General features: G+C 41.5%; 14 protein-coding genes. 10 read left to right on the top strand and 4 right to left on the bottom strand.

The window, feature by feature from the left end; genetic code table 11:
- The first annotated feature begins 118 nt into the window (after window positions 1–118).
- Window positions 119–700, top strand: coding sequence for a hypothetical protein (locus DEO27_RS12735; RefSeq protein WP_112565493.1), 582 nt, complete (start codon window positions 119–121; stop codon window positions 698–700).
- 298 nt (window positions 701–998) lie between these two features.
- On the opposite strand, the gene DEO27_RS12730 is transcribed toward DEO27_RS12735, so the two are convergent.
- Complete coding sequence (locus tag DEO27_RS12730) at window positions 999–1,769, bottom strand: DNA-formamidopyrimidine glycosylase family protein (RefSeq protein ID WP_112565496.1); 771 nt, start codon at window positions 1,767–1,769, stop codon at window positions 999–1,001.
- 56 nt (window positions 1,770–1,825) lie between these two features.
- Window positions 1,826–2,872: a winged helix DNA-binding domain-containing protein gene (locus tag DEO27_RS12725; protein ID WP_112565499.1), complete on the bottom strand. Its 1,047-nt coding sequence runs from the start codon at window positions 2,870–2,872 to the stop codon at window positions 1,826–1,828.
- Between the two features lie 86 nt (window positions 2,873–2,958).
- Here DEO27_RS12725 and DEO27_RS31410 point away from each other — a divergent pair, with 86 nt between their 5' ends.
- On the top strand, window positions 2,959–3,102 hold the full coding sequence (locus DEO27_RS31410) for a hypothetical protein (protein WP_190295397.1): 144 nt from the start codon (window positions 2,959–2,961) through the stop codon (window positions 3,100–3,102).
- 55 nt (window positions 3,103–3,157) lie between these two features.
- On the opposite strand, the gene DEO27_RS12720 is transcribed toward DEO27_RS31410, so the two are convergent.
- Complete coding sequence (locus DEO27_RS12720; RefSeq protein WP_112565502.1) at window positions 3,158–4,786, bottom strand: gliding motility protein RemB; 1,629 nt, start codon at window positions 4,784–4,786, stop codon at window positions 3,158–3,160.
- 320 nt (window positions 4,787–5,106) lie between these two features.
- On the opposite strand from DEO27_RS12720, the gene DEO27_RS12715 reads away from it, so the two are divergent.
- Window positions 5,107–8,127, top strand: a complete 3,021-nt coding sequence (locus DEO27_RS12715) for a DUF2723 domain-containing protein (RefSeq protein WP_112565505.1) — start codon at window positions 5,107–5,109, stop codon at window positions 8,125–8,127.
- Between the two features lie 191 nt (window positions 8,128–8,318).
- Window positions 8,319–8,678 carry an endonuclease domain-containing protein gene (locus tag DEO27_RS12710; RefSeq protein ID WP_112565508.1) on the top strand — a complete coding sequence of 120 codons (360 nt, stop codon included), beginning with the start codon at window positions 8,319–8,321 and terminating at the stop codon, window positions 8,676–8,678.
- A gap of 14 nt (window positions 8,679–8,692) precedes the next feature.
- Here the strand turns inward: DEO27_RS12710 and DEO27_RS31855 are convergent, their stop codons facing one another.
- The gene (locus DEO27_RS31855; RefSeq protein WP_262714166.1) at window positions 8,693–8,815 is read right to left on the bottom strand and encodes a hypothetical protein; all 123 of its coding nucleotides are present in this window, start codon (window positions 8,813–8,815) and stop codon (window positions 8,693–8,695) included.
- An 87-nt stretch (window positions 8,816–8,902) separates the two neighbouring features.
- Between DEO27_RS31855 and DEO27_RS12705 the strand changes: the two genes are divergently transcribed.
- From DEO27_RS12705 to DEO27_RS12680, 6 genes are all read left to right on the top strand, one after another.
- Window positions 8,903–11,464 carry a DUF3857 domain-containing protein gene (locus DEO27_RS12705; RefSeq protein ID WP_112565511.1) on the top strand — a complete coding sequence of 854 codons (2,562 nt, stop codon included), beginning with the start codon at window positions 8,903–8,905 and terminating at the stop codon, window positions 11,462–11,464.
- Between the two features lie 282 nt (window positions 11,465–11,746).
- Window positions 11,747–12,982, top strand: a complete 1,236-nt coding sequence (locus DEO27_RS12700) for a Pycsar system effector family protein (protein WP_112565515.1) — start codon at window positions 11,747–11,749, stop codon at window positions 12,980–12,982.
- A gap of 36 nt (window positions 12,983–13,018) precedes the next feature.
- On the top strand, window positions 13,019–15,064 hold the full coding sequence (gene ppk1, locus DEO27_RS12695; RefSeq protein ID WP_112565520.1) for a polyphosphate kinase 1: 2,046 nt from the start codon (window positions 13,019–13,021) through the stop codon (window positions 15,062–15,064).
- Window positions 15,051–15,947: an SdiA-regulated domain-containing protein gene (locus DEO27_RS12690; RefSeq protein ID WP_112565524.1), complete on the top strand. Its 897-nt coding sequence runs from the start codon at window positions 15,051–15,053 to the stop codon at window positions 15,945–15,947. Before ppk1 ends, DEO27_RS12690 begins: the two co-directional genes overlap by 14 nt.
- A gap of 49 nt (window positions 15,948–15,996) precedes the next feature.
- Window positions 15,997–19,602, top strand: coding sequence for a BamA/TamA family outer membrane protein (locus tag DEO27_RS12685; RefSeq protein WP_112565528.1), 3,606 nt, complete (start codon window positions 15,997–15,999; stop codon window positions 19,600–19,602).
- Between the two features lie 24 nt (window positions 19,603–19,626).
- Window positions 19,627–21,984 carry a GAF domain-containing protein gene (locus DEO27_RS12680; protein ID WP_112565533.1) on the top strand — a complete coding sequence of 786 codons (2,358 nt, stop codon included), beginning with the start codon at window positions 19,627–19,629 and terminating at the stop codon, window positions 21,982–21,984.
- The last annotated feature ends 213 nt before the right edge of the window (window positions 21,985–22,197 follow it).

Raw genomic sequence — 22,197 nt, 5'->3', positions numbered from 1 at the left:
GACGCGTGTGATGCATCTCTACGATGCATAAAATAAATCGATAAAAATTTCAGATTGATGTTGCAACCATTTGTGTGTAAGTATCGTCTACCCTGTAAATCCATCTAAAAATATTGTTATGCTAAATCTTATATCACCTCGAAATTTTGTAAAATTATTTGCCGTTTGCTTTTTATCTCTTGTTGCCGTCGGCGTATCTGCACAAGATAAAACCAAAACAATAGGTAATAAGTTGCGAACTGGTTCATCCAATACTTCTTTCGATGCTGTTAAAGGCAGACAAGTTGGCATTGAAATGAATGCAGGTAAAAACCCCGTTCAATTATTGAAACTAAGTTTTCATACCCAAAACCGTTCAAACGATAGCATCCCATTTAAAGTGAATGTTTACCAAATGGCCGGAAAACTTCCAAATGAAGCTAATTTGGTTAAAGACGAAATAAAAGGCTATATCAAAAAATATAACAATCAGGATAATCACCAGCTAATTACAGTAGATATATCGTCATATAATGTTAAGGTAGCCGGAGATATTGTAGTTTCTATTGAGTTTTTAGAAACTAAAACCGGTTCAAACATTGGTTTTGCCTGTGGCTTGTTTAACGGTGGTACTTTTCATAAAGATACCGAAGCAGAGCCTTGGAAAAAGATCCCGGTTGTAGGCGTTGATTTTAATGTTGTGGTAAAAAAGTTGAAGTAGTTCCCTAAACCTCCCTAAGGGGCAGACTTTAAGATTAATAACGAAGAGTAAACGACTTTGCTGTACATCAAGTAGGCTAAGTATCTGTGAAACCTCAATTTCCCCGTAGGGGATACCTGTTTGTAGCAATAATATTCATAAAAGATATTTTGCGCCGTAGGTGCTACCCTTTCGGATATGCTATTAAAGGGTAGCACCTACGGCGCAAAAGTCTCCACCCATTATTTTTGCTACAAACAGGTAGCACCTGACGGTGCCTATTGTCAAAATGCGGGTGTAGTTTTTGCCTTAATTAATCTTATTCAAACAACTCCTGCTCATCGGTATAATACGTTTTTCTTGATGCTTCATTAATCAGGATTGCTGCGCCGGTTGGACTGTGCTTTTTCTTTGAATTATGGATGTTCATGAAATCCCGCACTTCGCCGTTAATAATATCGGGGTTTGATTTCAGGATACTTTTTTCCGCGTCTTCGAGTACCGATCTTATGGCCTGCACCAGGTCTTTCAGTTTTGCTTCCGGTATTTTACTGCTTACCGAAAACGGTGAAACGCGGGCATGCCATAAAATTTCATCCGCGTATGCGTTACCAATACCGCGCAAAATCTTTTGATCAAGCAAAACTGTTTTGATATTGGTTTTTGTTTTTGCGAGGCGTTTTTTTAGGTAGTCAACATCTGCCTCAAGGGCGTCGGGTACATCCTTTTTCTCGGGGTTAAGGGTTGGAGCTGCAATCCCTTGGAAATCGGTTAACGTTAATCCACTGTCATCGTCAAAGTACAATTCAATGATACTGTATTTGTTTTCGTTTTTAATATCAAATAAAAACAACTTGCCATGCAGCATCAGGTGTAAACCAAGCACATCGCCTTTACTAAATTTAATGTGCAGTTCTTTACCTTCACGGTAAACTTTATCAAGTTTTTGTCCGCTTAAAACTTCATCCAGTTCATGTGCGCTAACATTTAGCTTTTTAGCGTTTGGGACTGCTATCTTTTTTACGGTTTTGCCTGCAAGCTTCTTTTGCAGGTTATGGCTAAAAGCCTGAAGGTCGGGTAATTCGGGCATGGTGTGTATTTTTATAGGTAACTTATAGTGGTTATTAATGTTTGTTATCGCGATAATCAGTTGAACTTTTTAAAACGATGGGCTGCCGTTTTAATAGCGTCGCTTTGTGCTTTTGTGAGATTACCAAACGGCTTTAACTCAATATCTATAGCTTTTTTGCCAATGCTCCGGCCCCAGTTGCCCAGTACTTGGTTATTGACCATTATGGTTGGGAAAAAGGTGATAGCACCCGTTTTATCCCGGAATTTAGCAGGTACCATAGCATCGCGGTTTTTATAGGCAATGAGTAATTCATCATACACGGGCAACAGGTATGTGCCTGATTTTTTTACTTTACTTAAATCTACCTCAACAGCCATCCAGTAATTTATTCCTTCAATGACAATGCTGCTCAGCTGTTGTTTGTTTATTTCAATGCCTGCTTTAGCATCGGCAACGGTTAAACCACTCCAATGTACAAAATCATTTAAGGTAGCGGGGCCATGGCTTGTAAAATAACGAAGAACAAGCCGGGCTACCGCTTCGTCCCGATCAATGACCGGTGTCATGGGGGCACGTTCGTCAAGCAGGGTATAGGTGAATTGTTTGCCCTGTCTGGCACCACTACAAATCAACTGTTCCAACTCGGCTTTCATTAATATTATGGTAAGCCTCAAATCGTCCGTAGCTATGTTAGCTTCATTAAGGGCTTTAGCTATTTCGGTACGAGTTAACTGTTTACCACCCTGCATGGTTTTTGTAAATACATTAAAGCTTTTATTGAAAATATCTTCAGTAACTTCTTGCTTTTTATACATGGTGGCATTGCCCGCGTTGATCCTTGGCGCGGTAAGGCTAAGCATCCAGCGGATATCCTGTGGTAATACAAAATGCCAGGTTGGCCTTAGTACATGCGTTCTTAAAATTGTGCCTGCAGTCATCGCCTTTTCTACAGATTTATCTGCGGGCGACAGCATTCGCAATCCAATTGCCCATTTGGCATAAGCATATTCCTGGGCTTGCATAGCGCCCATATAGCCTATTACCTCCTCTGGTTTCTTAAACTTATTTTGATTAAGGCGCTGGTTATAAGCCCGGAGGTTAGCTACGTCGAGATTGGTCATGTATATTTATTTAAAACGCTATTCAAAATAAATATATAGCAATGACAACTGTTTGTCAGCAGGAAAAAATGATTTAATTTGAAATAATGAACAGGATAGGTTTTGATTATTTCTTCGGGGGATTTGTACTTGGTATTGTTATCGGTTTGCTTTTACACAATATTGAAGTAGGGGTAGCTATAGGTGTAATATTGGGCTGCTTATTAGGCTTAAGAAGAAAAAGAAGATGATAAAAGAAAAGCCTTACAAGGTTTGTACACTTTGCAAGGCTTTTATTAAGTTTGATTAAAAATCGTGATATAAATTCCTGAACGAACTTCTTAGTCCTAATGTGATCAGCGTGTTCTTTGAATCTTTCAGATCATTTTTTTCCTGGCGATACAGTGCGCCAAGCTCAACACGCAAATTATATTTGGGGTTCAGGATATAGGCAACTGTGCCTTCGCCATAGTAAAGTTGTGTACTTATACCCTGGCCAATGGTTGTGGTAGTATTTGCCGAAGGTATAAATGGTTTGGTAATAATTTTACCGTTATTGTCTGTTTTTGTAGGATCGAGGCCATATTTGGCATAATTAACCTGCCCCTGGAAATCAAAACGTCCTACAGAATAATTTAAGATACCTAAAAACTCTCTGAAGTTTGCGCCGTAAGGGTGGGCTAAAGGATCGCTATAAAAAGAGTAGCTGCTTATCGGCTGCTGATTGCTGTAAGTATATGGTTTAACGGTATTGTATTCAAACAGGTAGTTTAACCTTTTAACCTTAAAAATATCTGCTCCTCGGATACCTAACTGCCAGCCATTGGTATTATCGGTACTGTTGCCCGAAAAGAAATTGCTACCCTTGAACCTGTCAAACATAATCTGCCCGTATAAAGCCGCTTTATCAAAGATCTTGTATTTAGCGTTAAAGCCTAAAAAAACATTGTCTTTTTGGTACCCGCCAGGCCCTAATGAGCTGGCAAATAAGATAGGGTTTACAAAATTAGCGTCAAAACCCGCCCGTTTTCCCTGATCATCAGCCTCCGGCGTTATTAATGCATTAAACATCCCAAATGACACCCGTTTGGTTATATTCCAGTCAATGTAGTGAAATAAGGCCCACTTGCGACGGTTATTCCCGAAGTTATCAAATCGGGGAACGGTAGGGCCAAGGTCTTCAATGTAAGCCCAGGCTGCCATATAGCGTACAGGGCCAAGATCGGCCGTAACTCTTAACAGTGGCATATTAGCTGCAAAATCGGAAAGTAGCACCGATCTGTAGCCATCGCCAATAAACATTTTATCCTCGCCTAAAGTAATATTCAGTTTTGGAGTTATTGAGTACGAGAGAATCGCGGTTACATACGACCAATCCTGTGAGTTGCGTGGTTGACCGGTGTATTTTCTGGCATAAGCCTGGCCAGGTATAAAACCGTTGGTGTTTACATAGTTGTTGTAATAAGACGCAAACTTGGCCGAATTTTCAAAACCACTGGTATAAAATGAAAACTTATTTCCAACCGTACCACCTATTTGATAGCCGCGTACATTTAAATTAGTTGTAGTGCTATTTGTAAAGTCCCTGCCGGCCTGTACATCGGTAATGTAATCGGCGTAAAAGGTATATTCTTTAGCTTTTACATCAAAAAGGTGTTCGTTAAATAATTTACGTCCGCCCCAGGTTTTGCGATCTTTAACACCAACGTTCATCACAGAATCATAAGTGTGTAGAATAGTACTATCAATCAAAAATGGGCGTAATGAGGTATGTGCCGAGTTTTTTACAGAATAAATATCTGAGTTGAATTTTTGATACAACTGGTATGAATTAGGTAAATAAACCGATTGTGCCTTAGCTAACTGCGATATAAATAAGGCAGTTACAGCTATTATAATTGTTTTTCGAAGGCTTACAGAGTAGAGGTTTTGCATTACAACAAAATAAGTATTAATTGTTCTAAGATAAAAATTTCATTCATAAATAAGGGTATATACATAAATGCCCCCCTGGTTGTTTCTCTCTGCGGTAAATATGAAGCGAATTAAAACAGGTTGATCGCTATGAAGGTTTATGTATCGAAAACACTTTATGGTGTGTCTGCGGATTTAAACCTGTGGTAAAATTTTGCTTAACTACAATGCTTCAAAAAGTTAATTATTGTTAAATTTTGTCACGCGCAGGTGTTTTTTTTTATTAAGTTATAAAAATCATGATATTTGCCGCGCTATTAAATCAATTGATATATTATTAAATGCAGTACAAAAAAATCAATAACCTGTTAGGTTGGCTTTGTTTTGTTATAGCCTCAATAACCTATATTTTAACATTAGAGCCATCTGTAAGCTTTTGGGATTGCGGCGAATTTATTTCATGTGCCTACCGTTTACAGGTAGCCCATCAGCCCGGTTACCCGGTTTTTGCCATGATAGGCAAGGTTTTGTCGCTGCTGTCATTTGGTGATAATACTAAAGTGCCATTTTTTACCAATATGGGCTCGGCTTTGGCCAGTGGTGCAACCATCATGTTTTTGTTTTGGACAATTACCGCTTTTGCCAAAAAACTCATGGTTGAAAAACGCGATGAAGCGCTCGAAGGTTATAAATTATATGTGATCATGGGAGCCGGCCTGGTAGGCGCATTAGGTTTCACTTATACCGATACGTTTTGGTTTTCGGCTGTTGAAACCATAGTATTCGCCTTATCTTCACTATGTACTGCAATAGTGTTTTGGGCAATTCTTAAATGGGACGAACACGCGGACGAACCGGGCGCAGATAAATGGATTGTTTTTATAGCTTATGTTATTGGTTTATCTATCGGTATTCACCTGCTTAACTTATTGACAATCCCTGCCATTGCAATGGTTTATCATTTCCGCAGGAGCAAAAAGGTTACTACAGGTAACGCGATAATTGCTTTCCTGGTAGGTGTTGTAATTTTAGGCCTGGTTCAATATGGTATCAGGGGATACACTATCAAGTTTGCCGCTTATTTCGATCTGTTCTTTGTTAACTCATTAGGGATGGGCTTTGGCAGCGGTGCTTTCTTCTTTATCCTGCTGATAATTGTAGCATTGGTAATAGGTATCATTTACAGTATCCGCAAAAAGAAACCGGTGCTAAACCTGGCATTATTGTGCGTAGCATTTATCTATTTCGGTTACGGTTCATTCGCTTATATACCTATTCGCGCTACTGCTAATACCAATTTAAATAACTCGCACCCCGATAACGCGTTTACACTTTACGGATACCTTAACCGTATTCAGTACGGTGAAGTGCCTTTGCTAACCGGTCCTATGTATGACTCCCAGGTTACCGATCAGAAACAAGGAAGTATCATTTACCGTAAAGGTAAAACCCAATATGAAAATGCCGGTCGTAAAACCGACTACGTTTATGATCACACTACCGCCTTGCCGCGTATGTACAGTACCGATCCTAACGATGTGCAGTTTTACAAACAATGGCTACGGATTCCTGAAAATCAGGCCCCAACTATGGGCGACAACCTGAAATGGATGTTCAGCTGGCAAATGTACCAGATGTACTGGCGTTACTTTTTCTGGAACTTTGTTGGCCGCTATAATGATGCCGATGGACAAACCAGCACTGAAGGTATTGATGGTAACTGGACAAGCGGGCTGTTTGACGGCGGTAAACACCTGCCAAAATCAGTAACAGCTGCTACTACCTATACCCCGCTATATGCATTGCCCCTAATCATTGGTTTAATAGGTTTGTTTTTCCATGTTAACCGCCGCAGTAAAGACGCGTTGATTGTTGGTTTGTTGTTCTTCTTTACCGGTTTGGCAATTGTGTTGTACGTAAACCAGGCATCGGTTCAACCCCGTGAGCGTGATTACTCGTACGTAGGTTCGTTTTATGCCTTTGCTATATGGATAGGGCTTGGTGTAATTGCTATTGCCGAATTTGGCCGCAAATACATTGATGCTAAAATAGCCGCTGTTGGCTCAACGGTGATCGGTTTGCTGATTTGCCCGGTACTTTTGGCCGCTAAAGAATGGAAAGATCATGACCGTTCAACCAAAATGACACCGCATGATATGGCTTACAACTACCTGATTTCATGCCCGCCAAATGCCATTCTGTTTACTTATGGCGATAATGATACTTACTCTTTGTGGTACGATCAGGAGGTCGAAGGCATCCGTCCGGATGTGCGCATCGTAAACCTGAGCTTGTTTACCGGCGATTGGTATATCCGCCAGATGCAGAAGAAAATGAACGACTCGGAACCGTTGCCTATCACCATGCCATACGACAAGTATAAAGAAGGAGTGAGGGATGTTATTTATTTTAACGACCAGAAATTGCCAGGCTTTCAGGAGATTAAAGAAGTGTTTGATTTTATTACCTCTGATGATAAAGCTACCCAGGTACAATATCAAAGCGGCGATTATGGCAATTATCTGCCAACTAAAAATCTTAAGCTTACCATTAACCCGGATGAGGTTATTGCTAACGGCGTTGTGAAAGCCGACCAAAAAGATAAGCTTGCTCCTGCTATGGAATGGAAGTACACATCAAACTACGTAACCAAAGAGAATTTGGCCATGTTTGATATTTTGGCGCACAACCACTGGAAACGCCCAATCTGCTTTACTACAACCATCGGCAATGAGAACCTGATTGGTCTGCAGCCTTACTTGTACAAAGAGGGCTTCACCTACCACCTGATTCCGTTTAAACCAGATACTGCTTTACATGATCAGTTGAGCAAAACCAATACCGATGTAATGTTTGATAATGTGATGAATAAGTTTAAATTCGGTAAATTCAAAACTGCCAAATATCTTGATCACGAATCAACCTCAATGTTTTATCCAGTAATGGTAACTACTTTCCTTGATCTGGCTCAAAACCTTGTTCAGGAAGGGAAAAATGATAAAGCCCTGAAAGTTGTTCAGAAATATGATGCCGAGCTTCCTGATCTTTATCCGTATGTAGATGTTGCTGGTCGTAAGTTGTATTTAACCCAGCTGGCTTATGAGCTACATGACGTAGTATTAGGAAACAAGCTGGCTACCAATATTGATAATTACCTTACCGATCAGCTGGATTATAATGCTTACCTACTCACTCAGGACGTTAACAGCATTAACGGTAGAGATGTGCAGATAGGTATGCAGGTGTTGAATGGCCTGGTACAGTTTACCAAAGATAACCATCAAACCACGCTGGCTACTAAATTTGAAAACCAGTTAAAGGGCTATGAAACTAAATTCCGCGCTGTATTGGGCGGGCAATAATAGGTTTCATAAATATTTTATTCAACAAAGCCATCCCGGTTCGGGGTGGCTTTGTTGGTTTAAAAGGGTTTACTCACCCCGACATCGCTGCGCTTGTCACCCCTCTCTACGCTTCGCGTAAAGAGGGGGAATAGAAAAACTTAGTTTCTTAATTTACTCGTTATATTTACAACACCCTATCACCTTATCAAATGGCCGACATTATTAAACTTTGTAGAGAACTAAGACAACAAGAAACGAGGGCGGAGAAACTTCTTTGGCAAGAGTTGAGAAATAGGAAATTGATAAATAAGAAGTTTCTTCGCCAACACCCTCTTTGTGTACAAACTAATTTCGGAAAAAGCTTATACTATATTCCGGACTTTTACTGCCATGAGGCAAGATTAGTGATTGAAGCCGATGGTGGCATTCATTTAATTAAAAAACAATATGATGAAAATCGTGATAAAGTGTTAGCAGGCATGGGCTTAAAAATATTACGTTTTGAAAATCATGAAATAGAAAATAACATCAATGATGTTTTATTAAAGATCATACAACATCTTCGTTAATCATTTGAAATAACTCATCCTCCAATTTTCATCTTCCCCTCTTTACGCGGAGCGTAGAGAGGGGTGGCGAGCGAAGCAACGCCGGGGTGAGTAAACTCTTCGCGCAGTATTCTTTTTGCAACGCTTTTTTTATCCATATAAATACCACGTTAAATATTAAAATAGTTACATCAAGTTATTTTAGTTTTCTTTATTTTCAGAGCCGGTATACAAAAGCTTTTAAAATGCGTTTTACGTTTTCCCTTTGTTTGGTGATGTTGTTTTGGTGCAGCGGGGCTGCTTTTGGCGATGCACCTTCGGTACATATTTCGGCCAAACCTATCTGGCTAAGTGTGTTAAAACAGTATAATCAAAAACCATCTGCACGCACTATCGAGCGGGGCTTTTATTACGAGCTTATTGAAGAGCAGGTGCAGGTTGAAAAACAGGCCGACTATAACCACATTATACGTAATATAGTTTCTGAAACAGGGATCCAAAACGCGTCGCAGATTTCGGTTAGTTTTGATCCTGCTTATGAGCGGCTCGATTTTCATGATATTACCGTTTGGCGCGATGGTAAACCTTTAAACCGTTTAAAAGCTTCGGCATTTAAAGTAATAGCCGATGAGCAGGATCTTTCCAATTTTATTTACCAGGGAAGCTTTTCTGCATTATGTATCCTCGACGATATCCGCAAAGGCGATCGTATCGAATATTCATATACGCTTACTGGTCGTAACCCCATACTGAACGGTAAGTTTTGCTCAACTGTGTATGCGCAGTGGTATACACCAATTGCGCATCATTATACTGCTATTATTGCATCGTCGCAACGAAAGCTGAATTTCAAAACTTTTAACAGCGTACCCAAGCCAATCATTACCGAAGCTAATGGGTTAAAATGCTATCAGTATGAGGGCTTCCAGGTACCGCCGGCGCATGACGATGACAGGGAGCCATCATGGTATGATGAGCGCGGTTTTATCCAGGTGAGCGAGTTTGCCAGCTGGGCCGAAGTGGTGAACTGGGCTTTAAGCATTAATCCACCCTCATTGAATATTAAAGGCGAGCTTGGCGAACGGATAGCCAAATTAAAAAAGGAAGCAGGCGACGACAAGGCGAAATACTTCCGGGCTGCAGTGCGCACTGTACAGCAAGAGGTCCGTTACATGGGTATCGAAATTGGCGAATACTCGCACCGCGCCAATAACCCGGAGAAGGTATTTAAACAGCGTTACGGCGATTGTAAGGACAAATCCTTACTGTTGGTATCTATGTTGAAGGCTGATGGGATTGACGCAGCTATGGTTTTGGTAAATACCGATATGAATGAGCATGTTGAGCAGTACATTCCTACAGCTTATGCCTTTAACCATGCCGTTGTAACCGCTAATGTAAACGGGAAACAGGTTTGGGTTGATGCCACAATGGATAACCAGGGTGGAGAAGGCACAGATATTTATTTTCCGCTTTACGGTAAAGGATTGGTTTTGAAAGAAGGAGGCAGCGCGCTGACCACCATTCCGCCGTCAAAAGGTGGTAAGGTTATTGGCGAGGATGTTTACACAGTAAAAGATGCGAAATCGCCAGTGTTGTTTACCGTAAAAACTACTTATACCGGCGATGAGGCTGATTATATGCGTGGTAAACTGGAGTCTTCAGGTATGGCCGAAACCGAAAAAAGCTATCTCGATTATTATTCCAAGATCTATAATAAGATCGAAACCAAAGATTCTATCATTGTAACAGACGATCTGAAAGCGAATAAGCTTATTACCATCGAGACCTATAACGTGGGTGATTTCTTTAAAAAGGATTCAACCAGCGGGAAACTAACTGCCGATCTTTTCGCCAATTTTATTTATAACCAGTTTCCTTCCATAACAGGTCGCACTAAAACACCGGTAGCTTTAACATATCCGTATGATGCCCACTATACCATCAAGGTTGTTTTACCCGGTGGCTGGAATGTTAATGAAGATCATGATGCCATAAGCCGCGATTACTACAGCTATGCATCCAATTTTACAGCTAAAGGGGATACGCTGTTACTTAATTATGGCCTTGCATTCCTGAAGGATAATGTGCCGGTAAATAAACTCGACGAGTTTAAGACGGATATCAAAAAGCTTAACAGCACCAGTTTAGGTTACAGTTTTTCTTATACCCCGCCAGGAACCTCCAGACCGTCAACAATCAACAGCGCGTTGGTTTTGGTGGTTTTCTTAGTAACCGTGGGGCTTATTGTACTTGGGGTATGGTTTTATCAGAGGGAAACTCCGGGAATTGTATTCGCCTATGGATCAACCTTTGTGCCGATAGGGGGATGGTTAATATTTATTGCCTTAGGCTTAGCGGGTACAGCTTTGCTCACTGGTTCCAATATGGTTAGTCAGGACTATTTTAGTAATCATATCTGGAACATATATCATGGCAGTAAGCATGAGCTTAACTTTAGGATTTTACTTGTTGCGGAGTCAATAGGTAACATTACACTAATGGTTTATGCCGTTTTTTGCCTGGTGCTGCTGTTAAACAAGCGCGACATATTGCCTGCCTGCATTACCGGTTATTTTGCTTTCGCCTTCGTGTTTTTCCTGGCCGATTATATTTTGGCAGCTAATATCAGTACTAAGCTTGCAGAAACAGCACTCAATCCGCTTTTGAGGTCAATAGTTACGGCCGCAATTTGGATTCCGTATTTTAAAAAGTCGTCGCGTGTGCATGAAACCTTTATTGTACCTCATCCACCATATAACTACAGCTATGAGGGGCCGGGCGTGGTAGAAGAATCAGCGTCGTAAATACTACTGATCAGGGAAGTTTATTTAAAAGAGAGTTTCACTTCGTCGTAATAAAGTATCGGCATTAGCGATATTTCGCCACATGATTTTGCATATTATTGTTCAAGTTGTTGATATTCAATGGTGTTTTTGTGTGGCATATGGTTTGCAATTGCAATACCATACATTTTCTTGCCTTTTGTATAAACAATGCCCGATAAATTAATGTTTCTCCCCGGTGCGTGGCTGCAAATAGGCATTTTTAAAATAAATTTGATTTACTTTTAACAACAAAAAACTACGATGAAATTTCAACCGCTGTTAGAACAGGTAAAGCAGTACGTTATATCTTATTTTGACGTGCATCATGATTCCGACTTAATTTACCATAACCTGAGACATACCAAAGATGTTGTTGCAGCGGCCACCCAAATAGCTAACCATTATCAGTTAAGCGATGAGGATTTTTTTGTGGTGATCTCATCTGCCTGGTTTCATGATACCGGGTATTTTACCGATAAAAAAGACCATGAAGCAAAAAGCGTAGGGATAGCCACACATTTTCTGAAACAGCATAAAATTGAGCAACCGGTTATTGACAAGGTTGAAGGTTGTATCATAGCCACAAAAATGCCGCAAAGCCCCGCCAATCTGTTGCAGCAGATTATTTGCGATGCCGATTTGTTCCATTTGGGTACCGATGATTTCCGCGATAAGAACAAGTTGTTGCGCAAAGAAATGGAAGCCATCAAAAAGCATGATATTGATAAAGATGAATGGCGTAATTACAACATCCAGTTTTTGCAGGGCCACGAATATTATACCGATTACTGCCGCTTGCTATTGAATGATCAAAAACAAAAGAACCTGCAAAAACTGATAGAAAAACAGGCCGATGTTGAAGTGCGTGAAACTCCCGATCTGCATACTACCGATACCGGCAGCGGTACTATAATTACGCAGGAAAAAGATAAGGATCATGATGATGATCATGGTGGTAAAAAACACAAAAGCGACAGGCCTGATCGTGGTATTGAAACTATGTTCAGGATTAGCTCAAGTAATCATCAACGTTTAAGCGATATGGCCGATAATAAGGCTCATATCATGATCACAGTTAATTCTATCATTCTTTCGGCTATAATCAGTTTGGTATTGCGTAAACTTGATGAGCACTCTAACCTGCTGATCCCTACTTTCATGCTGTTGTCGGTTAGTTTGGCTACTATGATTTTCTCTATCCTGTCAACCCGCCCTTCAATTCCGCCGGGATTATTTACCAAAGAGGATATTGAAAATAAGAAAGTGAACCTCTTATTCTTCGGTAATTTCTACCGTATGTCGTACGATGACTATAGCGATGGTATGGAGAAAATGATGGACGACAGGGAATTCCTCTACGGTAGCCTTATCCGCGATAATTACTCACAGGGTGTTGTTTTGGGTAAAAAATACAGGTTGCTCAGGGCATCGTACAATATCTTTATGTTCGGGCTTATCATATCGGTAGTAGCGTTCATCATATCATCATTATTGTAAGCGGTCGCGCTATCGCAAAAAACAAAATCTACACCTATGGAATACTCATTTTTCGACAGGGACCTGAGCTGGTTGCTTTTCAATGAACGCATATTGATGGAGGCCGAAAGCGAAGAACTCCCTGTAATGGAAAGGGTAAATTTTCTTGCTATATTCTCATCTAACCTCGACGAATTTTACCGCGTGCGTATGCCCGTGGTAATGGCCTTACATAAGCTTAGCCAGCATAACAAAACAGAACAAACTGAGGATGTTTTGCATAAAGCCCAGGAACTTGTAGAGGGGCAGCAAAATCGTTTCGGTAAGGTTTTTACTGGTAGACTTATTCCGTTGTTAAAGGAAAATAATGTAAACCTGCTGTTTAATGAACCAATCCCGGTTTCTATAGCCGATAGGGTGAGCGATTACTTTTACAGTCAGGTGCTGGCTTTTTTAAAGCCTGTTGACCTGGTAGGTGGTAAAAAACAATTCTTTCCAGAAAATAACCGCCTTTACTTTTTGGTGAACCTTGGGCTGGATAATGGAAAAGAGCGGTCGGTGATCTTAAATATTCCGTCTAATCAGCTGCCACGTTTCTTCAGCGTTAATGAGGATGGTAAGCAGTACATTGTCTTCCTTGATGATATTGTACGGTATAATCTTAACAAGATCTTCAAAACCGAAGAAATAAAAGGCTGCTACAGTTTTAAAATAACTCGCGACGCTGAGCTTGAGCTAAGCGACGACTATGACGGGGATGTTCAGGAGCAGATTGAAAAACAGCTTCAAAAACGCGATCAGGGTTTGGCAACACGCTTTCTGCATCAGCCAGGGATCCCATTGAGGATTTTGCACCTAATTGAGGATAAGCTGGGTGTACAGGGATCAAGCATAGTGGAAGGTGGTTTTTACCATAATTTGAAAGATTTGATGGGCTTGCCTGTCAGCATTCCATCGTTAAAATATACTAAATGGCCTCCCTTGGTAAACAGGCAGATCAGTGCAGATGAATCCATATTTGACTATATCGACAAAGGTGATTGCATTTTTCATGCGCCTTATCAATCGTATAACGCCATTCTTCGTTTCTTTAACGAGGCGGCTATTGACGAAAGCGTAGAGGAAATCTCAGTTACCCTTTACCGGGTAGCCAGTGATTCGAGGATCGTAAATGCCCTAATTAGCGCCGCCGAAAGCGGTAAAAAAGTGAGGGTGTTGGTAGAACTGAAAGCCCGTTTTGATGAAGCCAATAATATCAAATGGGCCAAAAGGTTAAAACTTGCGGGCGCCAATATTATTTATAGTGATAAGGCCATAAAGGTACATGCCAAAGTAGGTCTTGTTAAACGCCTGGTTGATGGCCGGGCAAAATATGCGGGTTTATTGGCCACAGGTAACTTTAATGAAAGTACCGCCGCTTTTTATACCGACCATATCATGATGACGGCCAATCCGCAATTGCTGCGCGAGATGGACTTGTTGTTTATCTACCTTGGTAAAAAAGCTAAATCGGCAGAGGGGTATGAGATTGATTTTAAGCATTTACTGGTAGCTCAATTTAATCTGCAATCGAAATTTATTGAACTGATTGACAGGGAAATTGAGCAGGCGAGAAAGGGCAACCCGGCAGGTATCACCATAAAACTGAATAACCTCGAAGAGCGGGTACTGATAGGCAAGCTTTATGAAGCATCCCAGGCCGGTGTAAAAATCAGGATGATAGTGCGCAGCATTTGCTGTTTAATACCTGGTGTACCGGGGATGAGCGAGAACATTACTATCAGGCGTATTGTTGACCGCTACCTGGAACACGGGCGGATATTTATTTTTCATAACGGAGGCAATCAGGAGGTATTCATGGGCTCGGCCGATTGGATGAACCGCAACGTCTATCGACGTATTGAGGTGTGTTTCCCTGTCTATGATGAGGGCATCAGAAAAGAGGTAATTGATATGATAAATATTCAGCTGGCAGATAATGTTCAGGCTGTAAATTTAAATGAACAATTGCAAAATATAAGAGTTGATAGAACTGAACCGCAGGTACAATCACAGCGGGCCATTTATGAACTTTTACAGCAAAAAAAATATGACAGGGTTTAAAAAACAACCTGCTAAACTTAAACTGGCTGTTTTTGCAATAGCCATGCTTTGCGTTGCAACTATTTTTTTGACTATATCATGCAAAAATAAAGAGAAGGCTATCCCAGTTAGTCCGCCTGGATATGATTTGAATAAACCCGTCAAATACAAAATGCCTGATGATCTAACCGAGATCTCCGGCTTTGCTTTTTATAAAGGGAAGAGCGATTCGGTTTATGCCGAGCAGGACGAAGAAGGCTTTTTGTTTAACCTGAAGCTGGGCGATAAAAAAGCCAATTACACCAAGTTTGGCAAAAGCGGTGATTATGAAGACGTGGCCATCTGCCGCGAACAGGTGATCATGCTTAAAAGCGACGGTACGTTTTTTACTTTCCCGTTTAGCCAGGCGAGGACTAAACAGGTGGCCAACGTACAAAAAACTAAAGGCGAGCTTCCCGAAGGCGAATTTGAAGCCATGGGCGCCGACGAAAAATCAGGCCAAATCTATGTATTGTGCAAGCATTGTGCTGATGAAAAAACATCAAAAAGCAGCAGCGGATATATCCTCAAATTACAACCCGATGGTACACTAAAGCAAAGCGGCAGTTTTACTATAGATGTTAAGGAAATTGAGCGCCTGGTCGATAAAAAACGGGTGCCGTTCCGTCCTTCGGCAATGGCGAAAAATACATTTACCAATGAGTGGTATATCCTTTCATCGGTAAATAAAATGCTGGTGGTTACGGATGCCAGCTGGAAAGTGAAAAATGTGTATCCGTTAAGTGTCACTATCTTCAATCAACCTGAAGGCATGGCATTTGATAACCAGCGAAACCTGTATATCTCAAACGAAGGCGATCAGGTAAGTGCCGGTAATATTTTGAAATTCGGCTTTATAAAATAGTTTTTGTAAAGCTTTGCTAATTTAAACAACATACATCTAACCAAACCCTATGATTAAAAAGTTACCCCTGTTTTTAGTTTTACTGTTGAGTTTTCTTGGTGTAAAAGCCCAGGATTCGGTGCAATACCGGATGATTCTGATTGGTGATGCCGGCGAAATGGATATGCAGCAAAGCGCTGTTTTAAAACATGCCGCAGCCCATGTTCTTAAAAACAAAACTTCGGTATTTTATCTGGGCGATAATATTTATCCGCGAGGGATGGGTTTACCAGGCAGTCCGGAAGAGGCTGAAACCCAAAAGATCCTGCAGTCGCAATATCAACCTATGCGGGCAGCTGGTGCACCGGTATATTTCATCCCCGGTAATCATGACTGGGATAAGATGGGCCCGCTTGGCCTGGCCAAAATAAAACGGCAATGGGAATACCTGGATCAACAGGGTGATAAATTACTGAAAATGGTGCCCGAAAACGGTTGCCCGGATCCGGTAGAGATCAACCTCGGCAAGGATCTTACTGTAATTGCCTTCGATAGCGAATGGTGGTTATATCCTTTCAACAAAAGCAATCCCGGTGCTGAGTGCGATTGCAAGACAAAGGATGATGTAGCAGATAAGATCAAACTGATATTTGAGCACAATAAAGATAAGGTGATCATACTGGCCTCGCACCACCCATTCCAGAGTTATGGTACACATGGCGGGTATTTTTCGCTTAAGGATCACATCTTTCCGCTTACCGTAGCCAATAAAGACCTTTGGATCCCGTTGCCTGTCGTAGGCTCACTTTACCCGTTTTTACGTTCTACATTCTCCAATCCGGAAGACCTTGGCCATCCTTTGTATAAGGATATGATTAAAAAGGTTGACGGCGTTTTTGCCGGTTTCCCAAACCTGATCCATGTGGCAGGGCATGAACATGGGCTACAATTTATCAAAAGCAAACAGGTGCAGGTGGTTAGTGGAGCAGGGGCTAAGCAAACTTATGCCATCAAAGGTAAATACTCGCTTTTTGCAGATGCCACACAAGGCTACGTAACTGCCGATATGCTGATTGACAAGCGGATGCGGTTTACCTACTACATCGATAGTGATCAGGGTGTTAAACAGGTGTTTACCTATACACAACCCTATACATCGGTAAAAAACGTTCCTGATACACTGCATACGCCTATTAAGGTTGATAGCATGATTGTAAGGGTTCATCCTAAATATGATAGTGTAAGCAATTTTCACCGTCGTTGGTTTGGTGAAAATTACCGGAAGGAATGGGCCGCCGAAACCAAACTGCCGGTGATCAGGCTTTCAGAAATTCATGGCGGTTTAAAGGCCGAAAGCATTGGTGGTGGTTTCCAGACACACTCATTACGCTTAATTGATAAAGAGGGTAAGGAATGGGTATTACGTAGTGTAGAAAAGCAACCGGAGAAGATTCTGCCCGATGAATTCCAGGAAACCTTTGCCAAAGATTGGGTTAACGATGCCATGAGTGCCCAGCATCCGTTCTCAGCGTTGATAGTACCGCCGCTGGCTACTGCCGTGCGGGTGCCGCACGCCAATCCGATGATAGGCGTGGTATCGCCTGATCCGGTTTTGGGACAGTACGCCAATATTTTTGCCAATAAGGTTTGTTTACTTGAAGAGCGTGAACCGGGCGGCAAATCGGATAATACCGTAAAAATGATTGGCAAAATGTTGGAGGATAACGATAACACGGTAGACGGGGATGAATTTTTACGCGCCCGCCTGCTCGACCTACTCATTGGCGATTGGGACAGGCATGGCGATCAGTGGCGCTGGCGTGACGAGGACAAGGGTAAAGGCAAGTTTTACACCGCTGTTCCGCGCGACCGCGACCAGGTATTTTATACCAATCAGGGTGTGTTGCCAACCATAGCTGCCCAACCATGGATAGCGCCTAACTTGCAGGGCTTTAGCGGAGAGATTTACAGCGTCAAATATTCGTTATGGAAAACCATGTTCATGCAAAGGTGGCCATCTGTTCAGTACAGTCATGAACAGTGGACAAAAATTGTAAATGATTTTGTCGCTGCCGAAACTGATGAGGTGCTGGAGGCCGGGTTAAGACGCCTGCCAGAATCATCGTATAAACTGAGGCATGATGTATTGCTGAAGCAATTGAAAGAGCGTCGCACTAACATCCCGGCCGAAATGGAATACTATTACAAGTTCATCAATAAGATAGTTGATATCCATACCTCTAATAAAAACGAACTGGTAACTGTAAAGGATCAGCCTAACGGCAGCCTGAATGTGGTGATCAATAAGATCAACAAGAACGGCGAGGTTAAGGATACGCTCATGAACCAGAATTATCATCCCGATATTACTAAAGAGCTTCGCATTTACGTAAGTGGTGGCGATGATAAGGTGGTGCTTGATAATTCTACATCGCCAATTAAGTTGCGGTTTATTGATAGCACAGGTACCAAAAACTACAATATCGTAAACTCGCTTAATACGGTGCAACTGTATGACAGGGGAAAAAAGCTTACCATCACCGGTGATGAATCAAAGGTTAACAAGCATATCAGTAAGGATAGCGCTAATACTTCATACTTGCGTGTTAACCTGATGAACGTGATAGCGCCGCTGGCCAATATCTCTTACAATCCGGACGAAGGTGTACTGCTTGGGGCTGGTTTTAAATACACCCACCAGGAAGGTTTTCAAAAGCTACCTTATAATGATGTGCAAACCGTATTTGCAAGCCACTCGTTCAGCACAAAGGCTTTCAAGATCAGTTATAGCGGCGAGTGGATCCACGCTTTTGGTAAAGCCGACTTTTTGATGAACGGCCAGTTTGATTATCCGGATAATATTAACTTTTTTGGCCGCGGTAACGAAACACAGTTTATCAAGGTTGGCGACTATCGTAAATACCACCGCACACGCTTTACCAACTTAACGTTTAGCCCAGCTTTCAGATGGCGTAACGAATCGGGCACTTCATTAACGGTAGGCCCTGCGTTTCAGTACTATAATTTAAATATCGATGACAATACAGGTCGATTTATTACATATCCGTTACTGACAAACGCGCCTGACAGTTATACCTTTGACAAAACAAAATTACACGCTGGCATAGTTGTTGACTTTACCAACGATAAGCGTAATAATAAGATACTTCCGGCCTGGGGAAGCTTTATAAATATCAAACTTCAGGAGTTTAAAGGTTTAAATAATAACTCCACAAGTTTTGCTCAACTGATGCCCCAGGTTGCTTTATACAAGAGCCTGAACGCTAAAAGCAGTATTGTTTTGGCCGATAGGGTAGGCGGTGGTATTACCATTGGCAAAGCCTCCTTTTACCAGTCGTTGTTTTTAGGCGGGCAGGATAATTTATTAGGCTACAGGTTGTACAGGTTTGCCGGTCAGCATAGTTTTTATAATAACCTGGAGCTGCGTATTAAGCTGACGGATTTTGCCAGCTACATTGTTCCCGGACAGATAGGCGTTATCGGTTTTTACGATATAGGCCGCGTTTGGGAAAATGGGCAAAGCTCGGATAAATGGCACAACGGCACCGGTGCCGGCTTTTATGTAGCGCCTGCACGGCTTGCAGTTATTAAAGTAATTGCCGGTTACTCTGAAGAAGGATGGTACCCTTATCTTTCAACCAGTTTCAGATTTTAATAAAGGGTAAATTGAAATTTTAAAATGCATACAGAAGTACTCAATATAAGCAAAAACGAATGCAGCATTTGCCAGGTTGAAACATGCCTGACATTTAACCCCTTCGTTGAGCATTTAAAAGAAAGGATTGCTACCGAGAAAACGCTCAAGAGCGAGTTTTATCGTTACGTGCTGGGCCGTTTTGAGCATGACATTTGCATTGACCTGGACATGCGGCCATCTGACGCCGAAAAATACAGGGAAATGCTGGAGCTTATTTACTCCATACTTACACCGCCAATAGCCAACGAAAAGGAATTTTACTGGGCGCTGAGCACACCGGTACCTGATAAGATATTTTTCAGCACCGAAGCTTTTTATGATTTTCATTCAAGTCACCATTCTAACCTATACGCGTTGAATGTGCCCAAGAATGATATGTTTAGCGACAGGCAAAAACGTTTCATTTATAACCTCATCCTTGAGCGGATGTATGGCTTTTCGACAGCAATGAAAAATGAGTTACTGTTTTCATACGAGGATCCCGAAACAGGCCTTTCCAGGTATTTTAACATCGTGACTGATCCACGCTTTGTAGAGATTGAACTTAATGGCGAGTTGCCAGAGCTTAGCTTTGATACTATTGAACCCTATTTACATTCGCATGCAAGCCTGGAGTTAATTGAGCAGGTGTTGCCGCTTAATATCTTTAAATTTAAAGGGTTTTCAATTATAAGTTTAACGGATATTACCCTTACTCACGCGCTTGAAAACATCCGTACCGAACTGGTTAATCACTCGTCAAATGAAGATGAACAGTACGCGCACGTCATCAGCTCGCTTAAAACCCTTGCCGAAAGTCCGGGTATTGAATTTGGGTTGATGCCTTTTTTAACCATCAATAACGAACCAGTTTTTGACAATGATGAATGTTCAAAAAGCATTTTGTTAAAAGCTGCCAAAGAGTTTAACCTTGCGGAAGAAACATTTGATGCCGTTGTGGATGATTATAATCAAAACCCAAGGCCAATTTTCTTCAACTCCATTACCGACGATAAGATAGGTAAGTTTCCATTTTTGCAGGTTCTGAAACAGGCGGGCATTAAATCGTACGGCATTTTTCCGGTGTATTACAACAAAAAAAATGTGGGTATCATGGAGGTGTATTCTTATAAGGAAATTGTTTTTTATGAGAAACTGCTTTCAAAACTACAGGCCACTATTCCGCTGATAGCACAATTGCTTCAAAACAGCATCGACCAGTTTGAAGCCCGCATTGCTGGTGTTATCAAACATAAATTTACCTCACTACAGCCTTCTGTTCAGTGGAAATTTAACGAGGTAGCCTGGAACTATCTTAAAGAAAAACGCAGGAAGAAAAAGAATCCCGAGATTGAAACGGTATCCTTCAGCCACGTTTACCCGCTGTTTGGCGCTATTGATATCCGTAATTCAACGGTAGAAAGAAACAGCGCGCTGCAGGAAGATTTGAAAAGCCTGCTTACTATTCTTATCGATACCTTGCGACATCTTAACGAGCATATTCATCTAAGCCTAACCGGTAAACTGGTATCTAAATGCGAAGAGTGGCTGGAACGCATCAGTGGTTATATAACTACGAATGATGAGTTGATGCTGGATACTTTCCTGCATAATGATGTTAATCCTTTCCTGGAACATTTTAGAAATAATTATCCTGCCGAGCGGGAAATTATTGATAAGTATTTTGATGCCATGAATGAGGAAACCGGAGCTTCATTTGAGCACAGGCGAGGCTTGGAAACTTCCATGCAGCTGATCAATACTTCTATCAACCAATATCTTGAACAGGCTCAGACAGAAGTGCAGGAATCGTTCCCCTGTTATTTCGAAAAGTTCCGTACCGATGGGGTTGAGTACGATATTTACATTGGGCAGTCGATAGCGCCACAACGGGTTTTCGACACGCTGTACCTTAAAAATATCCGTTTGTGGCAATTACGGTCAATGGCCGAGATAGCCCGGATGACCAATGATCTCAGCGAGCAGCTTTCACGTCCGTTGCAGACTACACATTTGATCTTTATCCATTCTAATCCGATAGATATCAGCTTCAGGAATGACGAAAGGCGTTTTGATGTTGAGGGCGCTTACAACATCCGCTACGAGGTGATCAAAAAACGTATCGACAAAGTTTTAATTGCCGGAACTTTTGAACGCCTTACCCAGCCCGGTAAAATAGCCATGGTGTATTTCAACCCTACAGAAGCTGCCGAGTATGACGAGTACGTTAGGTATTTACAGGCTCAAGGCTACCTGCTTGATGATCTTGAATATCTTGAACTGGAGGAGTTACAGGGCGTTAGCGGCTTGAAAGCTCTCCGTGTCGGCGTTAATTATCAATTGCCATTGTTGAATAATTAAGCCACTGGGATTTATAAATAATCGTCGTTGTGAGAAAATTATAAAAAGCGTCATTGCGAGGAACGAAGCAATCCCCGATTGGCAGAGCTGCTCTGTATAGTTTGGGATTGCTTCGTGCCTCGCAATGACGTTTTAGAGTAAAGCCAACCCAATTAAATTGCATGAAACTCGCGGCTATTCGTGTATTAATTAAAACTATTTTGTAATATGCAT

The sequence above is a fragment of the Mucilaginibacter rubeus genome (genome assembly GCF_003286415.2).
In the GTDB taxonomy this organism is placed as follows: Bacteria; Bacteroidota; Bacteroidia; order Sphingobacteriales; family Sphingobacteriaceae; genus Mucilaginibacter; species Mucilaginibacter rubeus_A.
Note: the sequence above shows the minus strand (reverse complement) of the source record. Positions and strands in the feature narration are given on the sequence as shown.

Coding starts and splice junctions, on each gene's coding strand:
- DEO27_RS12710 (WP_112565508.1), top strand. CDS start 8,319: ATGGCCGACATTATTAAACTTTGTAGAGAACTAAGACAACAAGAAACG.
- DEO27_RS12680 (WP_112565533.1), top strand. CDS start 19,627: ATGCATACAGAAGTACTCAATATAAGCAAAAACGAATGCAGCATTTGC.
- DEO27_RS12730 (WP_112565496.1), bottom strand. CDS start 1,769: ATGCCCGAATTACCCGACCTTCAGGCTTTTAGCCATAACCTGCAAAAG.
- DEO27_RS12735 (WP_112565493.1), top strand. CDS start 119: ATGCTAAATCTTATATCACCTCGAAATTTTGTAAAATTATTTGCCGTT.
- DEO27_RS31855 (WP_262714166.1), bottom strand. CDS start 8,815: ATGGATAAAAAAAGCGTTGCAAAAAGAATACTGCGCGAAGAGTTTACT.
- DEO27_RS12725 (WP_112565499.1), bottom strand. CDS start 2,872: ATGACCAATCTCGACGTAGCTAACCTCCGGGCTTATAACCAGCGCCTT.
- DEO27_RS12690 (WP_112565524.1), top strand. CDS start 15,051: ATGACAGGGTTTAAAAAACAACCTGCTAAACTTAAACTGGCTGTTTTT.
- DEO27_RS12685 (WP_112565528.1), top strand. CDS start 15,997: ATGATTAAAAAGTTACCCCTGTTTTTAGTTTTACTGTTGAGTTTTCTT.
- DEO27_RS12700 (WP_112565515.1), top strand. CDS start 11,747: ATGAAATTTCAACCGCTGTTAGAACAGGTAAAGCAGTACGTTATATCT.
- DEO27_RS31410 (WP_190295397.1), top strand. CDS start 2,959: ATGAACAGGATAGGTTTTGATTATTTCTTCGGGGGATTTGTACTTGGT.
- DEO27_RS12715 (WP_112565505.1), top strand. CDS start 5,107: ATGCAGTACAAAAAAATCAATAACCTGTTAGGTTGGCTTTGTTTTGTT.
- ppk1 (WP_112565520.1), top strand. CDS start 13,019: ATGGAATACTCATTTTTCGACAGGGACCTGAGCTGGTTGCTTTTCAAT.
- DEO27_RS12705 (WP_112565511.1), top strand. CDS start 8,903: ATGCGTTTTACGTTTTCCCTTTGTTTGGTGATGTTGTTTTGGTGCAGC.
- DEO27_RS12720 (WP_112565502.1), bottom strand. CDS start 4,786: ATGCAAAACCTCTACTCTGTAAGCCTTCGAAAAACAATTATAATAGCT.